At 35.9% G+C, this 21,274-nt stretch carries 20 protein-coding genes and 1 other annotated feature; of the genes, 13 read left to right on the top strand and 7 right to left on the bottom strand.

Annotated features, from left to right (window positions below; genetic code table 11):
- Positions 1-206: 206 nt before the first annotated feature.
- Positions 207-1,250 (bottom strand): alcohol dehydrogenase catalytic domain-containing protein, encoded by a 1,044-nt coding sequence (locus D1B17_RS08245; RefSeq protein WP_120142144.1) that lies wholly within the window; start codon positions 1,248-1,250, stop codon positions 207-209.
- 190 nt (positions 1,251-1,440) lie between these two features.
- On the opposite strand from D1B17_RS08245, the gene D1B17_RS08240 reads away from it, so the two are divergent.
- From D1B17_RS08240 to D1B17_RS08185, 12 genes are all read left to right on the top strand, one after another.
- A complete protein-coding gene (locus tag D1B17_RS08240; RefSeq protein WP_120142145.1) occupies positions 1,441-2,148 on the top strand; it encodes an AzlC family ABC transporter permease in 708 nt (235 codons plus the stop codon).
- Positions 2,135-2,461 carry an AzlD domain-containing protein gene (locus D1B17_RS08235; protein ID WP_120142146.1) on the top strand — a complete coding sequence of 109 codons (327 nt, stop codon included), beginning with the start codon at positions 2,135-2,137 and terminating at the stop codon, positions 2,459-2,461. Before D1B17_RS08240 ends, D1B17_RS08235 begins: the two co-directional genes overlap by 14 nt.
- Before the next feature lie 182 nt (positions 2,462-2,643).
- Entirely contained in the window at positions 2,644-3,807 is a 1,164-nt protein-coding gene (locus tag D1B17_RS08230; protein WP_120142147.1) for a cation:proton antiporter, read from the top strand.
- A gap of 5 nt (positions 3,808-3,812) precedes the next feature.
- Positions 3,813-3,992 carry a hypothetical protein gene (locus D1B17_RS08225; protein WP_120142148.1) on the top strand — a complete coding sequence of 60 codons (180 nt, stop codon included), beginning with the start codon at positions 3,813-3,815 and terminating at the stop codon, positions 3,990-3,992.
- 94 nt (positions 3,993-4,086) lie between these two features.
- Positions 4,087-4,752 (top strand): CPBP family intramembrane glutamic endopeptidase, encoded by a 666-nt coding sequence (locus tag D1B17_RS08220; RefSeq protein WP_166806651.1) that lies wholly within the window; start codon positions 4,087-4,089, stop codon positions 4,750-4,752.
- 269 nt (positions 4,753-5,021) lie between these two features.
- Positions 5,022-6,128, top strand: coding sequence for a lactate oxidase (locus D1B17_RS08215; RefSeq protein WP_237389328.1), 1,107 nt, complete (start codon positions 5,022-5,024; stop codon positions 6,126-6,128).
- 211 nt (positions 6,129-6,339) lie between these two features.
- On the top strand, positions 6,340-8,100 hold the full coding sequence (locus D1B17_RS08210) for an ABC transporter ATP-binding protein (RefSeq protein WP_120142150.1): 1,761 nt from the start codon (positions 6,340-6,342) through the stop codon (positions 8,098-8,100).
- Positions 8,090-9,889: an ABC transporter ATP-binding protein gene (locus D1B17_RS08205; protein WP_120142151.1), complete on the top strand. Its 1,800-nt coding sequence runs from the start codon at positions 8,090-8,092 to the stop codon at positions 9,887-9,889. Before D1B17_RS08210 ends, D1B17_RS08205 begins: the two co-directional genes overlap by 11 nt.
- 99 nt (positions 9,890-9,988) lie before the next feature.
- On the top strand, positions 9,989-10,855 hold the full coding sequence (locus tag D1B17_RS08200; RefSeq protein ID WP_120142152.1) for a DUF3737 family protein: 867 nt from the start codon (positions 9,989-9,991) through the stop codon (positions 10,853-10,855).
- Positions 10,856-12,028: a MalY/PatB family protein gene (locus D1B17_RS08195; RefSeq protein WP_120142153.1), complete on the top strand. Its 1,173-nt coding sequence runs from the start codon at positions 10,856-10,858 to the stop codon at positions 12,026-12,028.
- Positions 12,029-12,131: 103 nt separating this feature from the next.
- Entirely contained in the window at positions 12,132-12,776 is a 645-nt protein-coding gene (locus D1B17_RS08190) for a nicotinate-nucleotide adenylyltransferase (protein WP_120142154.1), read from the top strand.
- Between the two features lie 136 nt (positions 12,777-12,912).
- Positions 12,913-14,655 carry a collagen-binding domain-containing protein gene (locus D1B17_RS08185; protein WP_120142155.1) on the top strand — a complete coding sequence of 581 codons (1,743 nt, stop codon included), beginning with the start codon at positions 12,913-12,915 and terminating at the stop codon, positions 14,653-14,655.
- Between the two features lie 161 nt (positions 14,656-14,816).
- Here the strand turns inward: D1B17_RS08185 and D1B17_RS08180 are convergent, their stop codons facing one another.
- The 3 genes from D1B17_RS08180 to D1B17_RS08170 all read right to left on the bottom strand — a co-directional run bounded on the left by D1B17_RS08180 (position 14,817) and on the right by D1B17_RS08170 (position 16,916).
- On the bottom strand, positions 14,817-15,350 hold the full coding sequence (locus tag D1B17_RS08180; RefSeq protein WP_166806650.1) for a P-loop NTPase fold protein: 534 nt from the start codon (positions 15,348-15,350) through the stop codon (positions 14,817-14,819).
- A gap of 76 nt (positions 15,351-15,426) precedes the next feature.
- On the bottom strand, positions 15,427-16,116 hold the full coding sequence (locus D1B17_RS08175) for a hypothetical protein (RefSeq protein ID WP_120142157.1): 690 nt from the start codon (positions 16,114-16,116) through the stop codon (positions 15,427-15,429).
- Between the two features lie 83 nt (positions 16,117-16,199).
- On the bottom strand, positions 16,200-16,916 hold the full coding sequence (locus D1B17_RS08170) for an alpha/beta fold hydrolase (protein WP_120142158.1): 717 nt from the start codon (positions 16,914-16,916) through the stop codon (positions 16,200-16,202).
- Positions 16,917-17,004: 88 nt separating this feature from the next.
- Positions 17,005-17,235 (top strand) — a binding site (T-box leader).
- Positions 17,236-17,295: 60 nt separating this feature from the next.
- Between D1B17_RS08170 and asnS the strand changes: the two genes are divergently transcribed.
- Positions 17,296-18,687 (top strand): asparagine--tRNA ligase, encoded by a 1,392-nt coding sequence (gene asnS, locus D1B17_RS08165; RefSeq protein WP_120142159.1) that lies wholly within the window; start codon positions 17,296-17,298, stop codon positions 18,685-18,687.
- Positions 18,688-18,948: 261 nt separating this feature from the next.
- On the opposite strand, the gene D1B17_RS08160 is transcribed toward asnS, so the two are convergent.
- The 3 genes from D1B17_RS08160 to D1B17_RS08150 form a co-directional block, all read right to left on the bottom strand.
- A complete protein-coding gene (locus D1B17_RS08160) occupies positions 18,949-19,245 on the bottom strand; it encodes a SemiSWEET family transporter (protein ID WP_120142160.1) in 297 nt (98 codons plus the stop codon).
- Between the two features lie 173 nt (positions 19,246-19,418).
- On the bottom strand, positions 19,419-20,417 hold the full coding sequence (locus D1B17_RS08155) for a tRNA dihydrouridine synthase (RefSeq protein ID WP_120142161.1): 999 nt from the start codon (positions 20,415-20,417) through the stop codon (positions 19,419-19,421).
- 130 nt (positions 20,418-20,547) lie between these two features.
- Positions 20,548-21,156 (bottom strand): histidine phosphatase family protein, encoded by a 609-nt coding sequence (locus D1B17_RS08150; RefSeq protein WP_120142162.1) that lies wholly within the window; start codon positions 21,154-21,156, stop codon positions 20,548-20,550.
- Between the last annotated feature and the right edge of the window lie 118 nt (positions 21,157-21,274).

Genomic DNA, 21,274 nt, shown 5'->3' with positions numbered 1-21,274 from the left:
TGAATATGAATAAAAGGCTAGATGTGCTTTTTTCTGAATTTATATCAGGAAAACATATCTAGCCTTTTTATATTCGATTCTATAACCAAAATTGAGAAAGAGCTCGATTTTGGATTGCGGGTCTTGTTTGGGTTAAGCGGCAGAAGATTTGTCTTGTTCCACGTTTAGGTAACAATAGTCTTTGTCCCAAACTTTTTTGATCTTAACTAATCACTAACAACAACTAAGGCTTTAATAACCTTACGATCAGTCATTTCTTGGTAAGCATCGTTAATTTGATCGAGTGTGAAACTCTTAGTAAAGACTAGTCCAGGATTGATTTCACCATCTAAAACAGCTTTCAATAAACGTTCTTTATCATAGGTTGTGACAGAAGCAGGGCCACCGCCAAGAATAATATTATTTTCAAACGATGTTGAAACGTCCATTTTACCAGTGTGTGGAAGGCCAACACGACCAACGATTGAACCTGGGCGTCCGACTCTCATGGCTGTTTCAGTTGATAATTCAGTACCAACACATTCCAAAACAGCATCGGCACCTTCGTTATTTGTCAAAGCCAACATTTTTTTGACACCTTCGTCACCACGTTCAGCCACGTTATCGGTAGCACCAAATTTTTTAGCTAAGGCTTCACGGTCAGGATGACGACTTGTTGAAATAATTCTAGTAGCACCCATCATTTTGGCGGCAATAATACCACATTGTCCAACAGCACCGTCACCTAAGACGACCACTGTATCACCTGGCTTAACTTCGGCGACACGAGCGGCGTGGTAACCAGTAGCCATGACGTCAGCTAAGGTTAATAATGACTTAAGCATACCTTCTGAGTAATCACTTGGTTTGCCAGGAACTTTGACTAAAGCCCATTGACCATGTTGGAAACGAATGTATTCAGCTTGATCACCATTACTGAAATTGTCGCTGTGTGATTGACAATCACCATCAAAACCAGCACGACAAGCTTTACAGTAACCGCATCCATGAGTGAATGGGGCAATAACGAAATCACCAGGTTTAACGGTTGTAATTTCGGAACCGACTTCCTCAACAATACCAATTGCTTCGTGACCAGAGTTTTCAGAGTTCTCAGCTTTATCTTCTAAACCACGGTAAGCCCAAAGGTCAGATCCACAAACACAAGCACGAATGACTTTGATAATGACATCATCGGCGGCTTGAATAGTTGGCTTTTCAACATCCTCAAGTTTCATTTGACCAACTTTTTCAAAAATTGCTTTCTTCATACAAAAACCTCTCCTCATAGTATTTATAACTAAATTATAACTACTATTATAATAAAAGTAACCGTTTACCTAGGGGTTTTTAGTAAAAAATAGACTAATTTAGTAGCTTTTCTTAAAATAAGCTGAAGCTTAATTGACATTTAACATAATTAAAATTATTATAATGCTTTACATAAAAAGGGGAGAGTCTATGGATGACAGTTTGAGTGTTAATACTGCTGTTAAGGATACGTTGCCAACAGTATTCGGTTACATTGGTATTGGTATTTCCTTTGGAATTGTGGCGGCATCAGCAGGAATGAGCGTTTTGATGGCAACATTGATGTCATTGATTGTTTATGCCGGATCGGCTCAGTTTATTTTGGTTAGCTTGTTGGCAATTGGGACACCGATTGTTTCGATTGTCCTATCTGTTTTTCTCGTTAATTCAAGAATGATTTTGATGAGTATGACAACGGCTAATTTTTTTAAGAAGAATTCTATTTTTGAAAATATTTTGATTGGTAGTTTGATTACCGATGAAAGTTTTGCTTTGAGTATGAACAAGTTGAATTATACTGATGGCCAGTTGAGTTTTAAGTGGTTTAACACGGTTAATGTGATGGCCTACTTAGTGTGGGCTGCTTCAACGATGGTGGGAGCTATGTTGGGGAAAGTCATTAGTAACCCTGAAAAATTAGGCTTAGACTTTGCTTTAGTGGCAATGTTTATCGGCTTGTTATATTTACAATTGATCAGTGATAAGACAATTTCCTTAAAAGTGCAATTGATTGTGGTTGCAGCAATGTTACCGTTAGTTTATTTTGGACTAATTTTTATTTCGAGTGATTTATTAATTTTGGTCGTAACATTAATTGGCTGTGGGTTAGGGGTGATTTTGAAACATGCCATCAACTAAATTTGTTTTATGGACCCTGATAGCTTGCGGTTTGGTCACCTGGTTATCAAGAATTTTACCGTTCGTTTTGTTGAAGAAATTCAATTTACCTGCCAAAGTTGTTGAATTTCTTAGCTTTGTACCAATTACCATTATGGCGGCGTTATGGTTTGAAAATTTATTCCATCAAAATTTGGGACACTTGCCAACGATTGATTATGCCAATTTGATTGCTTCAGTACCCACTGTTTTGACAGCTATTTTAACTAAAAAATTATTATTAATTGTGATTGTCGGAATTATTTCGTTAGCGTTGGTGCGATTAGCTATTTAAAGATATCTGAGAATTATTCAGGTATCTTTTTTGGTATTTCCAAAATTAGATAATAGCAACTGTCAGTTAAGTTTTATACATTTTGGAGACAACAAATCTAAAAAAATCTATTAAGATTTGAATCCATTTATTTTTTCATTCTGATAGAATGCTAGAGTATCAGGTTAGAAGAGGCTATTATTATGGAAAAATTTGCATTACTAATTGTTTTATTTGCAGCATTAGCGACACCGCTGATTACTGCTAAATTTCATTTAACTAGAATGCCAACGGCTATTTCTGAAATTATTATGGGGATAATTATTGGTAAAACTGGTTTTAATATTGTTCATCCTGATGTCAGCGTGCAATACATTGCTGACTTGGGTGTGATCATGCTTATTTTCTTAGGCGGGATGGAAATTGATTTTTCATTGTTGGAGCCAAAGAAGAATAAAGATGATTTTTCACCGCTAGGGACTGCTTTTGCAGGATTTATCTCAATATTTATTATGTCGATAGTTTTGAGTGGCATTTTATACGCCACGGGTATTTTTAATCAATTTATTTTGGCCGTCATTTTGTTCAGTACGATTGCTTTAGGCGTAATTATATCGTTATTAAAAGAAGTTGGGCTACTGGATACTAAATACGGACAGACTATTTTACTGACTTCAGCTTTTGGTGAATTTATTCCCTTAGTCGGATTGACTATTTATTCAGCTGTTAAGCAGCAACATTATATTTCTGTTTTAGGATTGCCAGTGATTTTCATCATTGCAATCGTCTTGTTGCATCGGTTCAATCGAGTTTATGTATTTTTTGAAAGAATTGATAAATCAACGACACAATTGGATATTCGGCTGGCATTCTTTTTAATTTTTGTCTTAGTGACATTTGCTGAACAAATCGGTGCCGAAAGTATTTTAGGAGCATTTTTAGCTGGGGCTGTTATGAAGTTATTGAAACCCAAGCCAGATACAGAAGCTAAATTAAGTTCGATGGGATATGGATTCTTCATTCCTGTTTTCTTCATCACGACTGGTGTTAATTTGAATTTGCGAACACTCTTTACGAATAAAGAAGCCTTAATGCTGATTCCGCTTTTCTTAATTGCTTTTCTACTATCAAAAGCAATTGTCTTTTTTGTCTTTCGTAGGCAATTTGGTAATCGCTATTCCGTCGCAGCTGCTATTGTGACATCAACAACGATAACCTTGGTTTTACCAATCTTACAAGTTGGTCGTAATTTGAAATTAATTACAACGGCTCAATCAGGGGCGATTACCTTGGCCGCCATTATCACATGTTTAATTTGTCCAATTTTGTTCAATAAGATATTAAGTAAGCAAAAAGAGACCGAATAGAGCGGATGCAACGTGCCGATTTTTCCAAAAGTCGTTTTGATCCATTAATCAGTATAACGTTGTATGTTTTGGCAATTTTATCGTCATTATTCTTTGTGCCACTAGGGGCAATCTTTTTGTTGGCGAGGATTAGTTTTCATTTTGTGGTTTATTTGCATTTAAGCAATGCACTTGGTCAAAAATAAGTATAAGATTTACGAGGAAAAGGTGATTTAATAAAAATTTTTCAAAAAAGTTCAGTTATTTTGTATATTAAAAAAGATACTTGGAGGTATTCTTTTGGAAAACAAATCAAGGCTCTTTTGGGGAAGTTACATTGGATTTTGGGTAATTTGGTTAATTGTACAGACATTCTTGTATTCAATTATTATTAAACTGCCACAATTTACATCGACTTACGATTTATTAATTAATTTTGTCATTAAAGGCGTAGTGTGGTTGACTTTAACTTTTTGGTTACTGCATACTTTTAAAAAGCAGTTATTTATAGAAAGACAAAAATTATTTAATCGTAATTTCCCCAAAGAATTCTGGATACTATTAGTAATTTTTTTGACTTATTTGTTTATTAGTGCAATATCTTCCAAACATGGAATTAAGTTAATTAATCATCCATTCACGACACGAGGTGGTCAATTACTTGGTATTGTATTTGGCGCTGGATTCTTCGAAGAATTAGTATTTAGGGCAGGGTATTTAAATATACTTTTAACAAAAGTAAAAAAATGGTCGGCTATTTTTATATCAACAACTATGTTTTTGCTGATACATCTGCCGGTATATTTTGTATCCAATATGAATATTTCTGCTTGGATAATAAACATTTTGACTGTTTTAGTAATTGGGACATTAATGGGTTGGATATTTACAAAGTCTAAAAATATTTGGCCATCAATAATTTTACATTGCGTGTGGGATTCTTTAACATTTCTTTTAATTGTGTAAAAAAACTTATATGAAAGTGACTTGCAGTCTCTTTCATATAAGCTTTTTATTTTATCAGGCAATATTTTATGGATGATATGTTTGGTAAATCGCCAATTCAGTTCGGACTTTATAGACTGAAAATATGTCGCTTTTTGTATAAAATAAATTATTTAATTAATATTAAAATTAATTGATAAAATCCGGAACAAATCCCAGCATTATTTAAAAACTTAGGCTAAACTGATCGTGTTAGTTAATTAAATAGTAATGGAAAGGGATTCCTAATAATGATGAATAAGAAAAAGTATGAAGCAAGTACAGCTGAGAATCATGTTGATATTGTAAATTTGGCTAGTCTTGAAGGCCGTGTTAAAGATCATATGAGTAACGAAAAGGGTGCTTTTGGTTATATTCGTGGTGGTGCTGAGGATGAGTGGACACTTAACGAAAATACTGAAGCTTTTAATGACAAAGAAATCATGCCCCGTGTTTTGCAAGGCATCGACCATGCTGATTTGAGTACAAAGTTATGGGACATTGATTTGAAGACTCCTATTATTCAAGCTCCATCTGCAGCTCAAGGTTTGGCTCACATTAAGGGTGAAACTGATACTGCTAAAGGTGTTGCTGCTGCCGGTTCAATTTACTCAATTAGTACATACGCAAGTACATCGGTTGAAGATGCGGCCGCCGCTGCTCCAGATTCACCAATGTTTTTCCAATTGTATATGAGTAAAGATGACAAGTTCAATGAATTTTTAATTAAGAAAGCTGTTAAAGCTGGTGCTAAGGCTATTATTATGACAGTTGACTCAACCCTTGGCGGTTATCGTGAAGCAGATGTCATCAATAAGTTCCAATTTCCATTACCAATGCCTAATTTAGCTGGTTATTCGGCTGGGGATGGCGAAGGTAAAGGTATCAGTGAAATTTACGCTTCAGCTAAGCAAGGAATCGTCCCTACAGATATTCAAAAGATCAAAGATATGTCAGGATTGCCAGTCTTTGTTAAAGGTATCCAATCACCAGATGATGCCGAACTAGCTATTCAATTTGGTGCTGATGGCATCTGGGTTTCAAATCACGGTGGTCGTCAACTAGATGGTGGACCTGCTTCATTTGCGCTACTTCCATATATTGCCGAAGTAGTCGACAAACGTGTGCCAATTGTCTTTGATAGTGGTGTTCGTCGTGGTGAACATGTCTTCAAAGCTCTGGCAAGTGGGGCTGACTTAGTTGCTCTAGGTCGTCCAATTATTTATGGATTGAATCTCGGTGGTGCTCAGGGTGTTACTGATGTTATCGAACATTTGAACAAGGAACTAGCAATTACTATGCAACTTGCTGGTACTAAGACAATTGACGATGTTAAGAATACTGAATTGTTAGATTAAAATTTAGTGATTCAGTAAGTGCTTTGAATTTTAATGCTTAAATCAAAGATAGATAGACTTAAAAAGACGATTTTCCAGTTAAAAACTGAGAAAATCGTCTTTTCTTTCTAATTAAATTAAAAAAGATTAATATAAGTGCATACTAACAACCACTTTTTTAATAAGAAGTAGTAAAGTATTAGCTAAGCACATTTTTTAGGTGGTGAGATTTATGGGGATTTTTACAAGATTAGGTTGGTTTTTTAAAAGACAATGGAAACAATATTTAATCGGAGTTATTGCTTTACTATTGGTTGCTTTTTGTAACGTTGTACCACCACGAATCGTTGGTAATGTTGTCGATAGTGTCAGTAGAAAAAATTTAACGATCAAATATTTGACCATTAATATGGTCATTTTGTTTGTCGTCGCAATTTTGCAATACTTGTTGCGTTTCCTTTGGCAAAAGATGATTTATGGAAGTTCCTTTGTTTTGGAACGTGAGTTGCGTAGTCGACTTTTTCGCCACTTTATGAAGATGGATTCAACTTTTTATCAAAAATGGCGAACTGGAGATTTAATGGCACATGCGACTAACGATATTGATGCGGTCAGGTCGGTCGCGGGACCAGGTATTTTGACATTAGCTGATTCAATTATCACCGGGACATCCATGATTTTAGCGATGGGATTTTTGATTGATTGGAAAATGACCTTGATGGCAGCATCGCCATTGTTGCTATTGGGAGTAATGGCACGAGTTTTAGGTACCAAAATTCATAAAGCCTTTAAGGATTCACAGGCGGCATTTTCAAGTATTAATAATAAGACCCAAGAGAGTGTCGTGGGAATTAAGGTATTAAAGTCGTTAGGTGAAGAAAAAGAAGATGTTGCTGATTTTAATAAATATGTTCATAAAAATATTAAAGCCAACAAAAAGACGTATCGGCTGGACGCCATGTTTGATCCGCTAACAACAATTATCATGGGTATTTCTTATATGGTAATTATCATCGTTGGCGGAATGAATGTTCTTCATAAAAATATCACGATTGGACAGTTGGTTTCATTTATTTCCTATATGGCTAATCTAGCTTGGCCGATGTATGCGGTCGGGAGTCTGTTCAATTTATTGGAACGTGGTTCAGCTAGTTATGATCGAATTATGGATCTATTGTCTGAGAAATCATCATTAGTTGAAGCGAAGGATGCCTTAACAACAGTTCCAGGTGGAGAAATTGCTTTTGAAATTAAGCGATTCCACTATCCTGATGATAAGGCGATTGCTTTGCATGACGTCGATTTCAAACTAGGAGTTGGAAAAACACTGGGAATTGTCGGTCCAACTGGTGGTGGTAAATCGACCATTATTAGTCTTTTGATGCGTGACTTTGATCATTATGACGGAGATATTAAAGTTGGTAATATCGACATTCGCAAATATGAAATCAACAGTTATCTCGATATGATTGGTTATGTCCCACAGACTAACTTCTTATTCTCAACTAGTATTCGTGATAATGTTCGATTCGCCAATATTACGGCTACACAATCAGAGGTGCAAAAAGCCAGTTTTATTGCTGATTTAGACAATGATATTCAACAAATGCCAGATGGCTACGATACACAAGTTGGTGAACTGGGAGTTTCTCTCTCTGGTGGTCAGAAACAACGTTTATCAATCGCACGAGCAATGTTGAGTGATCCTAAATTATTAATTTTGGATGATTCATTGTCCGCGGTTGATTCCAAAACGGAACGTAATATTGAAATTCAAATTGCTAAAGAACGCCAAAATGGTACGACGATTATCGCTGCTAGTCGGTTAAGTTCAGTTGAAAATGCCGATGAAATTATTGTCGTTGATGGTGGAACTATCGTTGAACAGGGGACACATCAAGAACTCTTGAATCAACCTGGATGGTATGCACAAACCTTTAATTTACAAACGAAAAATGCTGAAATTGAAGGGAGGTTAGGTCATGAAAAATGATGTTAAGGACACTTTAGCAAAAATTCATGCGTTGAGTGGCAAAGAACGACGCACGATTATGAAACAACTGTTCAGTTTTGCTAAGTATTTCAAATTTCAATTTGGAATTTCAATTTTCTTTGCACTGTTGTTGAGTGTTATCAATGTGTTGTTACCGCGGATGTTGCAGTACTTTATGGACCATTATTTGACTAATATGAGTACGAATATGCAAATGATTTTAGTCTTCGCAGCAGTCTATGCGATAGCAACTGTTTTGAAAGCTATTACGCAATTTGTTCAAATCTTCTTCTTTTCAATGGGAGCTGAACGAACTTTGGAAAAAGTCCGGAGTGATATTTTTGCTAAGATTCACACGCTGGGCCTGAGCTATTTTGATAAAACGCCGGCTGGTTCAATTGTTTCACGGGTCACCAATGATACAAAAACTCTATTTGATTTCTGGTATCTCTTTTTGTGGATTATTGTGGCAGCTTTTTCCATGATCTCAGCCTTTATTGCCATGGTTTCAGTTAATCTTTATTTAGCTTTGGCAACAGCGTTATTTGTTTTGGCTTTGTACTTCGTAGTTTGGCTGTATCAAAGGTTAAGTTCAAAGATTTATCAAAATTTACGTGAATATTTGAGTCAGATCAATACCAAATTGAACGAATCGTTAATGGGAATTAATATTATCCAACAATTCGGTCAACAAAAACGAATGACAAATGAATTTGAAGATCGGAATGGTGCTTATTTCTTGATGAGAAATAAGATGATCAATATCAATGCGCTATTACTCTATCCCACAATCAGTTTGATGTTTGCCTTAGCAGAAGTAGTCTCATTGAGTGGCTTTGGGATAGAGAGTACGCATGTTTTGGTCCAAGCTGGTGTAATTTATGCCTTCTTGACATATCAGGAGAACTTCTTTAATCCGCTTTCAGATGTAATGAACTTTTTGTCATTTTTCCAAGACGGAATGATTGCCGGGTATCGGTTGTTACACCTGTTTGGTAATCAAGCGACGGCTCCACAACAAAATGAATCCAGTTTAGCAACGATTACTGAAGGTAAAATTGAATTCAGACATGTTACCTTTGCTTATGAACCTGGAGTGCCAGTTTTAAAAGATGTTTCATTTGTTGTTCAACCTGGTCAAACAGTGGCCTTTGTTGGTCATACGGGTAGTGGTAAGAGTTCAATCATTAATATTATGTTGCGCTTTTACGAATTTGGTGAAGGCCAGATTTTGATTGATGATCATGATATTCGTGATTATTCAACTCAAGAATTGCGTAAAAAAATGGGGCTAGTTATTCAGGAACCTTATCTTTTCTATGGTGATATTGCTAAGAATATTCGAATGTTTGACGACAAGATTACTGATGAACAAATTGAGCAAGCTGGTAAATTTGTGGACGCTGATAATTTTATTCAGAATTTGCCAGGAAAATATCATGCCAAGGTCAGTGAACGAGGGGCCAGTTTTTCTACCGGTCAACGTCAATTAATTTCGTTTGCTAGAACCATTGTTCGTAACCCTAAGATTTTGATTTTGGACGAGGCAACTGCCAATATTGATCCTCAGACTGAGCAAAGTATTACCGTAGGGATGTCGAAGATGCGTGATGATCGGACAACGATTGCGATTGCTCACCGATTATCGACGGTTCAAGATGCTGATCAAATTCTTGTTTTGAATCATGGGCAGATTATTGAACGTGGTACACATGAGGAATTATTGGCTAAAGGTGGTCATTATGCCGAGCTATATGCCTTGCAGTCAGCTGATACAGAACTACTATAACTTTTATGTATGGTTAAACATTCTGGATAAGTATTTCACATATTTATGAGTCATGATTAGAATAATTCTTGAAATAATAAATAAATTAGGAAGTATTTTATGAAAAAACAAATAAAAGAAAGTTATTTTGATGGCGAACGACCATTATTTAAACAACATGACAAAATATTAATTGATACTACTTTTGGTAAAGGTGAGTCTCCACTGAAAGAAACACATGATTTAGATTTGGATGATGTTACTTTTACTTGGAAATATCCATTATGGTATTCAAAACATATCACTGTTAATAACAGTATTTTTGAAACAATGTCACGTTCAGGTATTTGGTATACCAGTGATATTGAAATCAATAACTCGGCTTTGCAAGCACCAAAGCTATTTCGTCGTGCTTCTAAGATTCGTCTTAATAAGGTTCACTTTTCTGATGCTGAGGAAACACTTTGGATTTGTAATGATATTAAATTAAAAGATGTCCAAGTCAACGGCAATTATTTTGGTAAAGATAGTAGTGATATTTACGCTGAAAACTTGAATGTTGTCGGAAATTACGTGTTTGATGGTGCCAAAAATGTTGAAGTTCACAATTCAACTTTTGTATCAAAGGATGCTTTTTGGAATTGTGAAAATGTTACAATTTACGATTCAAAAATCAGTGGTGAATATTTAGCATGGAATACGAAAAATATTACTTTGATTAATTGTACGATTGAGAGTGACCAAGGTCTTTGCTATATTGATGGTTTGAAGATGGTTAACTGTAAGGTTTTGCGGACTGACTTAGCTTTTGAATATTGTTCAAATATCGATGCCGATATTACAACTAATGTGATGAGTATCAAGAATCCTATCAATGGTGTTATCAAGGTAGAGTCAGTTGGAAAGATTATTTTTGATGATCCTGAAATTGACCCTAATGCAACTAATATTCAAGTTAACTCAGAACTTTGTCAACGAGGTGCCTAAATGTCATATGATTTTGAAACTTTAAATAAAAAACGTGCTGGTAATTCGGCTAAGTGGGATGTTAAAGCTAATGAATTGCCCATGACGATTGCCGATATGGATTTTAAAACGGCTCCAGAAATCATCGAGGCTTTACAGACTAAAATTGCAATGGGGTTGTTTGGTTACGAGGAAGTCCCTAAGGAGTATTTCAAGGCTGTGGCTGACTGGTATGAAACAGAACATAATGTTCGCCCTAAGGAAGATTGGATGATTTTCGCTACAGGGGTTGTTCCAGCTCTTTCCTCGGCCGTACGACGTTTGACGTCATTAGGTGATAATATTTTAGTTCAAGCTCCGGTTTACAATATTTTTTATAATTCAATCGTTAATAGTGGTCGACATGTAGTTTCAAATGATTTAATTTACGATGTTAAAACACATCAATATTCAATCGACTTTGCGGACTTGGAAGAAAAACTAAGTGATCCACTGACGAACATGATGATTCTCTGCAATCCTCACAATCCGGTTGGTAAAATCTGGAATGTCGCTGAATTAACGAAGATTGCTAGTTTGTGTCAAAAGTACGATGTGAAGTTGTTTAGTGATGAAATTCATGGTGATTTAACTTTGAACGAGACTGGATACAATCCTATTTTTGGATTAGATACTAAGTATCTAAGTAATGTTGTGGTAGCTGTTTCACCAAGTAAGACCTTCAATGTAGCGGCGATGCATGCGGCAACAGTTATCGTACCGAATGCCAATTTACGTGGCCAAGTTAGTCGTGGTTTGAATAGTGAAGAGTTGGCAGAGCCAAACTTTGTGGCTATTCCGGGAACCATTGCTGCTTATACAAAGGGTCATCAATGGTTACAAGCTTTAAAGACAAAATTACGTGATAATCGTCAATTAGTATTGGACTTTTTGGAACAAAATATTCCTGAAATTAAATGGGTTCAAGGTGAAGCCACATATCTGTTGTGGTTTGATGTGGCCGAAATTACTGATGATGCGACTGAACTCGCTGAATTTATTAGAAAAGACAGTGGTTTAATCGTTACACCAGGTTCGGTTTACGGTGGCGATGGTCGACATTTTATTCGGATGAATATTGCTAGTCCTACAGAAATGATTCAGGATGGTTTGAATCGTCTGCAAAAATCAGTTCGTGATTATCAAAATAAATAACAAAACAGTCCATAATTTGCAGGTTATGGACTGTTTTTGCGTAAATATTTGAATTAAAGGCTATAATAATAACTGAAAATAGTTTGTCAAAGCAGGTGAATTTATGAATACTGCAGCATCAGTTATTACAAAAACTAAGGCTCAACCACAATTGCAAACCAATGCAAAGAAGAAACATGTTGGTATTCTTAGTGGTGCATTCAATCCCATTCACAATGGGCATTTGATGATTGCTGAACAAGTTTATGAACAATTGGATCTCGATAAAATTTTATTTATTCCTGATAAGATTCCTCCACATCGTGGAATTAGTCGTTATATTCCTAAAGTTAGTGTCGATGATCGAATTAATATGGTCAAGTATGGTATCAGAGATAATCCTCATTTTGAGTTGGATATGACTGATATTGATCTTGGTGGAGTCAGCTACACTTATGAAACAATCAAGCATTTGAAGGAACGTAATCCTAATACCGAATATTATCTGATTGTAGGTTACGATATGGTTGGAAATTTGCCTAAATGGTCACATATTGATGAACTTGTGAAAGAAGTTCACTTTGTTGGTGTCTGTCGTAAAGGTTTTGAAAAGAAATCTGACTATCCGATTATGTGGGTTAATACACCAGTGATTGAAATTAGTTCCACAGTTATTCGTCAACGTGTTCGTGAAGGTAAATCGCTCAAATACTTTGTCCCAGATGACGTTGCTTGGTATATAAAAGACAAAGGAATTTATAAAAAATAAAAAATTTTATTTAATGAAGGAACTGGAAATCAGTATATGATGACCAGTTCCTTTTTGTGTTTTGACGTGACAAAGTTACAAGTAAATTTATAAAATATAATTAAGTTAAAAAAGTCACAATAAGGGAAGTGAGAATATGAAAAGGAAAGTAATGCTTACAGCAGCCGGATTATCGATAGGACTTGGAGCAGCAAAATCAGTTGTACATGCACCAATATTGCCTGATTTATTAAAAGCTAGGAGTTTGGATGCAGCTGACTTAGGAGAACTTGAAAAAAACTTTAGTATTTTAAACCGAATCAATAATGATGCCGTACAAGATGGCGGAAAGGCTAAAGATGATTTTCCAACTGCAAATAATAATTTACTTAATTATGCAGCGTATTTTCATATTTTCGCTAACTCAGCATCATTAAATGTACATACTAATGGAAATGTGGCTGTAGGAGTTTTTGACGGAGTTGATAATTTTGGAACCAAAATTCATGAAAAAACACTTGAAAAAGATATACATTATATCCAAGATTTGAGTAAAATTGCCAATAGTTCTTTTGTTGATAAAACTGATACTAGAAACAATAAGGTTGTATTTGGAAATAGTCTAAAACTTGATACTTTAGGTCATAAACTAACAGTAAATGGAATCGATCTTGATCATTTAAGTTTGGAAGAATTGTATCAAGATAAAGATGATAATAAATATATCGATTTTGATATCGCGTTTAGTTTTTTAAGAAGTCAATCAACTAATTTATCTGGTATGGAAAGTGAAAAAGAGCAAGTTACGAATACACAATTTCCAGATTTTAATAAGCGTGTTATTGAATTGAAAGATTATACACCGAATAAGGATAATATCATTGTTGTTAATTTATCATCTGAAGTTCTAAAAATGAATACGCCCATAATAATTGATGGTATTGATAAAGATAAAGCAGGAACAACAGTAATTATCAATGTTGACACTAATGGCGATAATGAGTATTCAATGCAGTCACCAATCAAAATTAGATACAATGATGGCACAGAAAGAAATAATCATGAAACAGAACATTTTGATGACAATCATTTGTTATGGAACTTTTATAATAGTCAAGCTAATGACAAATTATATCGTGGTGTGATTGAAATGAATGCAACATTCCAGGGAAGTGTTCTTGCTCCAGCGGCTACAGTAAATGTTCATCATAATTTAGATGGTAATATCGTTGCAAATGATGTAAACATAGTGGGTGGTGAGACACATCGTTGGGATTTCCAAGATGAATCAGATGAAGTGACCGTTATACCAGACCCAGATCCAACAGACCCAGAAAATCCAGGTCCAAAGGACCCAGACCCAACAGACCCAGAAGATCCAGATCCAAAGGACCCAGACCCAACGAATCCAGAAGACCCAGATCCAAAGGACCCGGACCCAACGGATCCAGAAGATCCAGGTCCGACAGACCCAGACACTCCTGATCCGGATGACCTAGACATAGATGATCCAAATCTAAAACCGGACACAGATGGGGGAGCAGAAAATCCAGACCCTGATGACTTAGACATAGATGATCCAAATCTAAAACCTGATACTGACGGGGGAGCGGAAAATCCATTTCCTGACCTAACGCCAGACAATGAGAATTCAGCTGGTGGTGAAACAGTTACTCAAGGTGTCAGCAATCCAGACAATCCTTTAACTACTACAAGAGTGGAAACATTAGCTAGAGAAGTGTCTGCCAATTCTTCTACACCTTCTAGTGGAAGTGCAGTGACGAATTCGGCTAGTGAAGGATTCTTACCAAGGACCGGTGTTGTCAAAAGTGGTGCCTTAGGGCTTTTAGGAGCAGCTTTGATGACGGTGATTGGAGTATTTGGTTATAAACGTAAATGATAAAAAGAGCTGTGACATAATTATTTTTAACATTGAATGTGCAGCATAAACGTGGAACAAAAGATAGCTTTTTTCGCTTAAAATAAAACAATAGCGCCAGTAATCCAAAAGCGGATTACTGGCGCTATTTACATTAATGCTCGAAAACTGAGCATGTTTTGTCACATTTTCTTTTCAATCGAATTTAAAACCAAGCTAACTTTATCGGTTAAAGGAAGTGTCCCATCTACAATTAAATCGGAGTCAGAACTTACAAATTGTTCATGGTCGATAAAAATCGGTCTAGCAAATGTTAAATAGCTTTTTAACCAAGCCATAATTTGTTTAGAAGATTTATCTTGATAGTCACGAAGAATTTGTCTAGCTAAGCAGACATCTAATGGCGTTTTGACGTAGATAACTTTATCAATATACGGTTTCAAAATTTTGTTTTTATATCCAAACGGAAAATCAATCAGAATGAATGGATAACGATTAGCAACTTTATGAAAATCGTACATCAACGAACTGATGTCATATTGATTGACTGCATCTTTGACGGGGGTGTCAATAGGTGGGGCAGATGGAAGTGCATCAATACTGTAATCGTCGAATGAAATAATTTTACTGTTTAATTTTTGATGTAAAGCATTGATTAACGTTGTCTTACCACTGCCTGTAACACCACTGACAACAATGACATAACTATTTTCCACAAGATCATCTTCTTTCAAAGTGTACTTAATTATAAAACTAATAAGGTAAAAAAATAACACCCCCAAAGGGATGTCTTTATGAATTGACCCGTTGCCGTTGTGGTTGCATATGTGTATCGGCCAGCAACAAAGTATACGAATTAACGCCGAAGAAAGCGATAATCACCATCAAGCCAGTTAGGAAGAAACCGAGGAACATAAAACCTAGTCCCAAAAGTAACCCAAAAACGGCAAAACAACGCATGAGATTTTTAGAAATAGTAATTAAACTTTGTTCACTCTTAAAAGTACGATGATATAAAGTATCAATTTTTTCAACATTATAGTTAATTGGTTCAGCTTTATGAATTTGTAAGGTTAATTGATAAGGTTCAAAGTGGTCAACAATAGTATCCTCGCCATTTTTATCTGTGACGACCTTTTTATAGTTACCTCCACTAATTGACAAAGTAGGGTAAGAATCTTGGGCTAAAGCCATTTTAAGTGGCTTAGTTAAAGGAATAGCTCCAAGGTTGACAATTTTAGAATTCCAAAATCTTCCTAAAACGTAAATCGTATTATTAGTAACATGTAAGTCAACATTGACAAGATCTAAATTCTCAAGTTGATTGATTTTAAAGATAAATTTGTTTTTAAGAATTTGCTTATTGGACAAACCCTCGTACAAATCTTTAGGGTTAACATCCTGTAAGTATTCGATATATTGTTGAATGAATGCGTCTGAATCTTTAGTTAAATTGATTTTTTTATTAATTAAGATAGTCATAATTCCCCCAAAATCTGTAACGACTAGCCCTAGTATAACAAAAATGTATGCGCTTTTGTGGAAATTTATGAAAACGTTTTACTTTATTCACTAATTGAGTGATTTAACCAATTTATTAACAACTTGCTTACAATATTTTGCTGTTTTCGGTTGCTAATGGAAGCTGGATTATCGCCCTTTTGCTTGCCATAGCTACCAAAGCCAGCATGATTACCACCAGATATTTGTTCATAAATTGTATTAATTGGTAGTAACTTTTTAGCCTTTTTATAATTGGTATAGTTTAAAACACCATCATTTGTTCCAGTTAGTGAGAGGATTGGTACTTTAATTTCATGTAAATTGCCTTTCTTTTCAGGATAACTTGCCAAGAGAAAGACACCCTTTAATTTTTCTTGATGATTTTTAGCATAACGACAAGCTATTGTTCCACCAAGGGAATGTCCACCAATGACATAGTCAGAATTTCCTTGAATTTTGCTGGCGGCGTTCACATTTAGTACGGCTAAATCTAATGGGAAACGGACGATATAAACGCTGAATCCTGCTTGTGCCACCTTGTTAGCCCAGATACTGTAACTTTGGGGATCAACTAAAGCACCGGGATAAAAGATAACTTTGGGACGGCTGTCATCACCTTGAAATTTAATGGTATTGTTGACAATCGTGCTATTTTCAGCAGCAATATTGGCAGATGAAGAGGGTTGATACTCTTTTCCGCGCACAAATATGACTGCCAAAGATACTAAAACTACTGGCGTAATGATTATGCCAAGTAGCCATTTTAATGGTTTTTTCATAACTAAAACTCTACTTTCTTGAATATCTACATGTATATTGTACTTTACAAGCTGTATAAGAATATGCTACATTTAAGAAAATTAAAATATCTTAGATATTAAAAGAAGGAGTACTGTATACTTTATCCACAGGGAGTCAAGGGTAGTGAGAGCTTGGCGTGTCGGTATATAGGAAAAACATCTTTGTTTCTTCGGGCTGAACTAACAGTAAGCTACGACGTGAACCAGTACGTTATAATTGGCAAGTATTTAATGTACTTTGAGGTGTTTTTTTACAAAAAACTTGGGTGGTACCGCGGAAAGATCTTTCGTCCCTTTTATAGGGGATGGAGGATCTTTTTTTTCGTCTATAGTATTCCGAGAATATAAGGAGAAATCAATGCAAAACGTTTTAGTTAAAGATTTATACAAAAAAGAATTTGCTGACGGTGACCAAATCACTGTTTCTGGTTGGATTCGTACAATCAGAGGATCAAAACGAGTTGGCTTTATTGAATTAAACGATGGTTCATTCTTCAAGAATGTACAAGTTGTTATGACAAGTGATATGGAAAATTACGCTGAAGTTGTTAAGTTCCCAATCAGTACAACTATCAAGGTTGTTGGTGAATTGGCACTTACTCCTAAAGCTCAACAACCATTTGAAATTCACGCGACAGAAATCGTTGAAGAAGGTCCTTCTGACGCCGATTATCCACTACAAAAGAAGGCTCACTCATATGAATTTATGAGAACGATTGCTCACTTGCGTCCAAGAACAAATACATTTTATTCAGTCTTCCGTATTCGTTCACTAGCTGCTTTTGCTATTCACGAATACCTCCAAAAGAATGATTTCGTCTATGTTCATACACCAATCATCACTAGTTCTGATGCCGAAGGTGCCGGTGAAATGTTCCAAGTTACAACACTTGATATGAACAACGTGCCAAAGACTGATGAGGGTAAAGTTGATTACAACGAAGACTTCTTTAGAAAAGAAACTAACCTTACAGTTAGTGGCCAACTAGAAGTTGAACCATTTGCTTTGGCATTTAGAAATGTTTACACATTTGGTCCTACGTTTAGAGCTGAAAATTCACATACTGGACGTCATGCGTCAGAATTCTGGATGATCGAACCAGAAATGGCCTTTGCTGATTTGAAAGATGAAATGGATTGTTCAGAAGAATTGTTGAAATATGTTATTAACTACGTTATGGATCATGCCAAAGAAGAACTCGATTTCTTGAACGAAAACGTTGATAACACATTGATTGACCGTCTAAAAGCTACTGCTGGCGAAGAATTTGCCCATGTAACTTATACAGAAGCAATTGATATTTTGGAAAAAGCAACTGATGTTGAATTCGAAGTTAAACCTTATTGGGGACTTGACCTAGATTCAGAACATGAACGTTACTTGTCAGAGCAAGTTTACAAGAAACCTGTTTTCATTACAGACTATCCAAAAGAATTCAAAGCCTTTTATATGCGTGCTAATGACGATGGCAAGACAGTTGCCGCAGCCGACTTATTGGTTCCTGAAATCGGTGAATTGATTGGTGGTTCACAACGTGAAGAACGTCTTGATAAGCTTGAAGCAAGAATGGCAGAACTTGATATGAATAAAGAAGACTACAAGTGGTACTTAGAATTACGTAAGTACGGTGGCACAGTTCACTCAGGTTTCGGTATTGGATTTGAAAGATTAATCATGTACATCACAGGTATGGAAAATATCAGAGATGTCATCGCTTATCCTAGAACACCAGGTAATGCTGAGTTCTAGAGAGCGGAACAGGCCCGGGAATTTCCGAGCATTTTCGTAGAACTGTGAATTGCACGCTGATTTTGCGTGTGATTTACAGTTCTATGAAAAGCGGAAGAAATTGGCCTGTGTAGCTCGTTTCAGAGCCACTGCCTATATAAATAATTAACAACCAAAGTAACCATATCAATCCGTAAAAGCGGAAAAATTGATATGGTTATTTTTTATCCCATAAGGGATTATCGAACATTAAAAAAGCAAGCCCAATGAGCTTGCTTGTAGTTAACTAAAATTAAAGATTGCGGTGATAAATGTGGCCGCACCAAGAAATATTCCGGGAACATTAGCCCAAACGATAGGCCAATCTTTTTCTTTCTTGAGTAATCCGTATGCTGTCCAAATCGTGCAGTTTATAAAGGCAACTAGTGGTTGAATTGGGTTCCCCTTTGAACCCGATAGGTTGGACATTATCTGAGGAATGTATGAAACATACATTAACACAGACATTGCACTTGCCACTGTCCCAATTTTCTCTACTTTTTCTGAACTAACTTTCCGCAAACAATAACTTCCTTTCATTTTACTCAGCTTTTAGTGTCATCAGTTTCTTTGGACGGGAAAGTTATTCACTTGAAAAAAATACTATATTTACACGGTAAATCAGATGAATTTAACTGTCAATTAAGGCACTGTTTCACGGAAACAAATAAAGCAGGCTTGCAAAATCTGTGATTGATTTTGCGAGTCTGCTCTTAATTTAGATATTTATCTTTTTCGGCTAGAATCTTACGGACATCATCAGTTGATTTTGTATCCATCATCGCATTTCTTAAATCAGTTGCCCCAAGTTCTGGTCGTGCGTAGATTTTGAAGAAACGTTTGAGTGATGGAAATCTTGGCATATCATAAAGTTTTGAAAAATCATCGAAAAGGTTCAATTGCATTTGGAGTAAACCGAGTAATTCATCTAATGAATGAGTTTTAGGTTCTTTTTCAAAGGCAAATGGATTAGCGAAAACGCCACGACCAATCATGATACCATCGAGTCCAGGGTGTTCTTGAGCTAATTTGAGACCAGCTTGATAATCAGGGATATCACCATTGATTTGAATCAAAGTTTTCGGAGCAATCTCATCGCGCATTTTGATAATGTCGTCGATAACTTCTAAGTGGGCAGGTACTTTACTCATTTCCATTTTTGTCCGTAGGTGAATCGTCAAAACATCAACGTTTTGCTCTAATAAGAAAGGAATCCAATCTTTAAATTCGTCAACTTTACTATATCCTAGACGAGTTTTAGCACTGACCGCCAGACCCGAAGTCTTCGCAGCTGCAATGACATCTTGTGCCCATTGATGATTACGAATCAAGTCACTACCACCATGATTTTTGATGACAGTGCTATCAGGACAACCCATGTTAATATCGATTGCTTCAAAGCCTTGTTCTTTTAAGGCAGTTGCGGCAGATTCAAAATCTTCTGTAAGATTACCCCAGAGTTGAACGACAGGCCGTTTTTTTTCACGTGGATCGACATAAAGACGACCATGAGTAGGGAATTTAGTATTTGGATCAGTGATGCTTTTTGCATAGACAAATTCACTGAAGAAGGTGTCTGGTGGACATGCTTTTGTAATTACTTGGCGAAAAACGGTGTTACTAACAGCTTCCATGGGAGCCATGGAAAAGAATGGACGGTGTTCTGCTTTAGCGTGTGCCGCAATTTCTGGCCAAAAAGTTGATTCTGTCAAACTGAATTACCTCTTTATTTGTTAAAAATGTTTAATCACATCATTATATATTACTAGTTTCCTAGAAGAGAATCTAATAATTGGTTTAAAAAAAGTATCTCCACGATATTGAGATACTTTTTGATTGTTATTATAAGTTTTCTAAGCGTCCATAATAGACCAAATATGTGCGGTGACTAGCATTAGAAATCCGAATTTTTGTGACACTGGCATTGGCAGGTTCGACTAAGTCTTCAATATTTGGTGTCTCTGTAACTAACTTGACGAAAGAACGAGTTACAAAGCCATGACAGACAACCATGATTTTCTCATCACCCTTATTTTTCATATCATCAATAAAACTTTGAAGCCGTTCCCAAACTTGAGGGTATGACTCGCCATCTGGAGCGTATTTAATATAATCTTCTGTGATATAGCCGTTTTCATCGAAACCATCGGGATGTTCATCGATTACTTTATCAGCGGCAAGTCCGTCCCAAGAACCGTAGTTGATTTCACGTAGACGTTTGTCGAGCTGGATTTTATGAACGCCTTGGTTCAAAATTTCAGCCGTTTGGGCTGCACGTTTTAATGGGCTAGCATAGATTTCATCGAAATCATTGATATTAAGATGTTCTTTTAAGTAGTTAACTTGTTGTTTACCAGTTTCGTTTAAGTTCAAGTCAGTTGCTGATCCATTAATTTTTCCTTGGTAATTGGTGTCAGTTTCACCGTGTCTGACAATGTATAATTCAACCATAGTAGTCCCCCTTTGAAAATCTAATTTTAGTATTTCATTAATACGCTTACATTGCAAACTAAAAGGGGGATATATGTAGCTATTAAAGATAATTGAATATATATTTATAACATAATAA

The organism is Companilactobacillus zhachilii (assembly GCF_003606365.2).
Classification (GTDB): Bacteria; Bacillota; Bacilli; order Lactobacillales; family Lactobacillaceae; genus Companilactobacillus; species Companilactobacillus zhachilii.
The sequence above is the reverse complement of the archived record's forward strand: the minus strand, read 5'-3'. Positions and strand labels throughout refer to the sequence as shown.

Bases quoted from the DNA above. Each gene is read 5' to 3' on its own strand.
- D1B17_RS08185 (WP_120142155.1), top strand. From the start codon at position 12,913: ATGAAAAGGAAAGTAATGCTTACAGCAGCCGGATTATCGATAGGACTT.
- D1B17_RS08225 (WP_120142148.1), top strand. From the start codon at position 3,813: ATGCAACGTGCCGATTTTTCCAAAAGTCGTTTTGATCCATTAATCAGT.
- D1B17_RS08205 (WP_120142151.1), top strand. From the start codon at position 8,090: ATGAAAAATGATGTTAAGGACACTTTAGCAAAAATTCATGCGTTGAGT.
- D1B17_RS08230 (WP_120142147.1), top strand. From the start codon at position 2,644: ATGGAAAAATTTGCATTACTAATTGTTTTATTTGCAGCATTAGCGACA.
- D1B17_RS08200 (WP_120142152.1), top strand. From the start codon at position 9,989: ATGAAAAAACAAATAAAAGAAAGTTATTTTGATGGCGAACGACCATTA.
- D1B17_RS08175 (WP_120142157.1), bottom strand. From the start codon at position 16,116: ATGACTATCTTAATTAATAAAAAAATCAATTTAACTAAAGATTCAGAC.
- D1B17_RS08190 (WP_120142154.1), top strand. From the start codon at position 12,132: ATGAATACTGCAGCATCAGTTATTACAAAAACTAAGGCTCAACCACAA.
- D1B17_RS08235 (WP_120142146.1), top strand. From the start codon at position 2,135: ATGCCATCAACTAAATTTGTTTTATGGACCCTGATAGCTTGCGGTTTG.
- D1B17_RS08240 (WP_120142145.1), top strand. From the start codon at position 1,441: ATGGATGACAGTTTGAGTGTTAATACTGCTGTTAAGGATACGTTGCCA.
- asnS (WP_120142159.1), top strand. From the start codon at position 17,296: ATGCAAAACGTTTTAGTTAAAGATTTATACAAAAAAGAATTTGCTGAC.
- D1B17_RS08195 (WP_120142153.1), top strand. From the start codon at position 10,856: ATGTCATATGATTTTGAAACTTTAAATAAAAAACGTGCTGGTAATTCG.
- D1B17_RS08245 (WP_120142144.1), bottom strand. From the start codon at position 1,250: ATGAAGAAAGCAATTTTTGAAAAAGTTGGTCAAATGAAACTTGAGGAT.
- D1B17_RS08215 (WP_237389328.1), top strand. From the start codon at position 5,022: ATGATGAATAAGAAAAAGTATGAAGCAAGTACAGCTGAGAATCATGTT.
- D1B17_RS08150 (WP_120142162.1), bottom strand. From the start codon at position 21,156: ATGGTTGAATTATACATTGTCAGACACGGTGAAACTGACACCAATTAC.
- D1B17_RS08160 (WP_120142160.1), bottom strand. From the start codon at position 19,245: ATGAAAGGAAGTTATTGTTTGCGGAAAGTTAGTTCAGAAAAAGTAGAG.
- D1B17_RS08170 (WP_120142158.1), bottom strand. From the start codon at position 16,916: ATGAAAAAACCATTAAAATGGCTACTTGGCATAATCATTACGCCAGTA.
- D1B17_RS08210 (WP_120142150.1), top strand. From the start codon at position 6,340: ATGGGGATTTTTACAAGATTAGGTTGGTTTTTTAAAAGACAATGGAAA.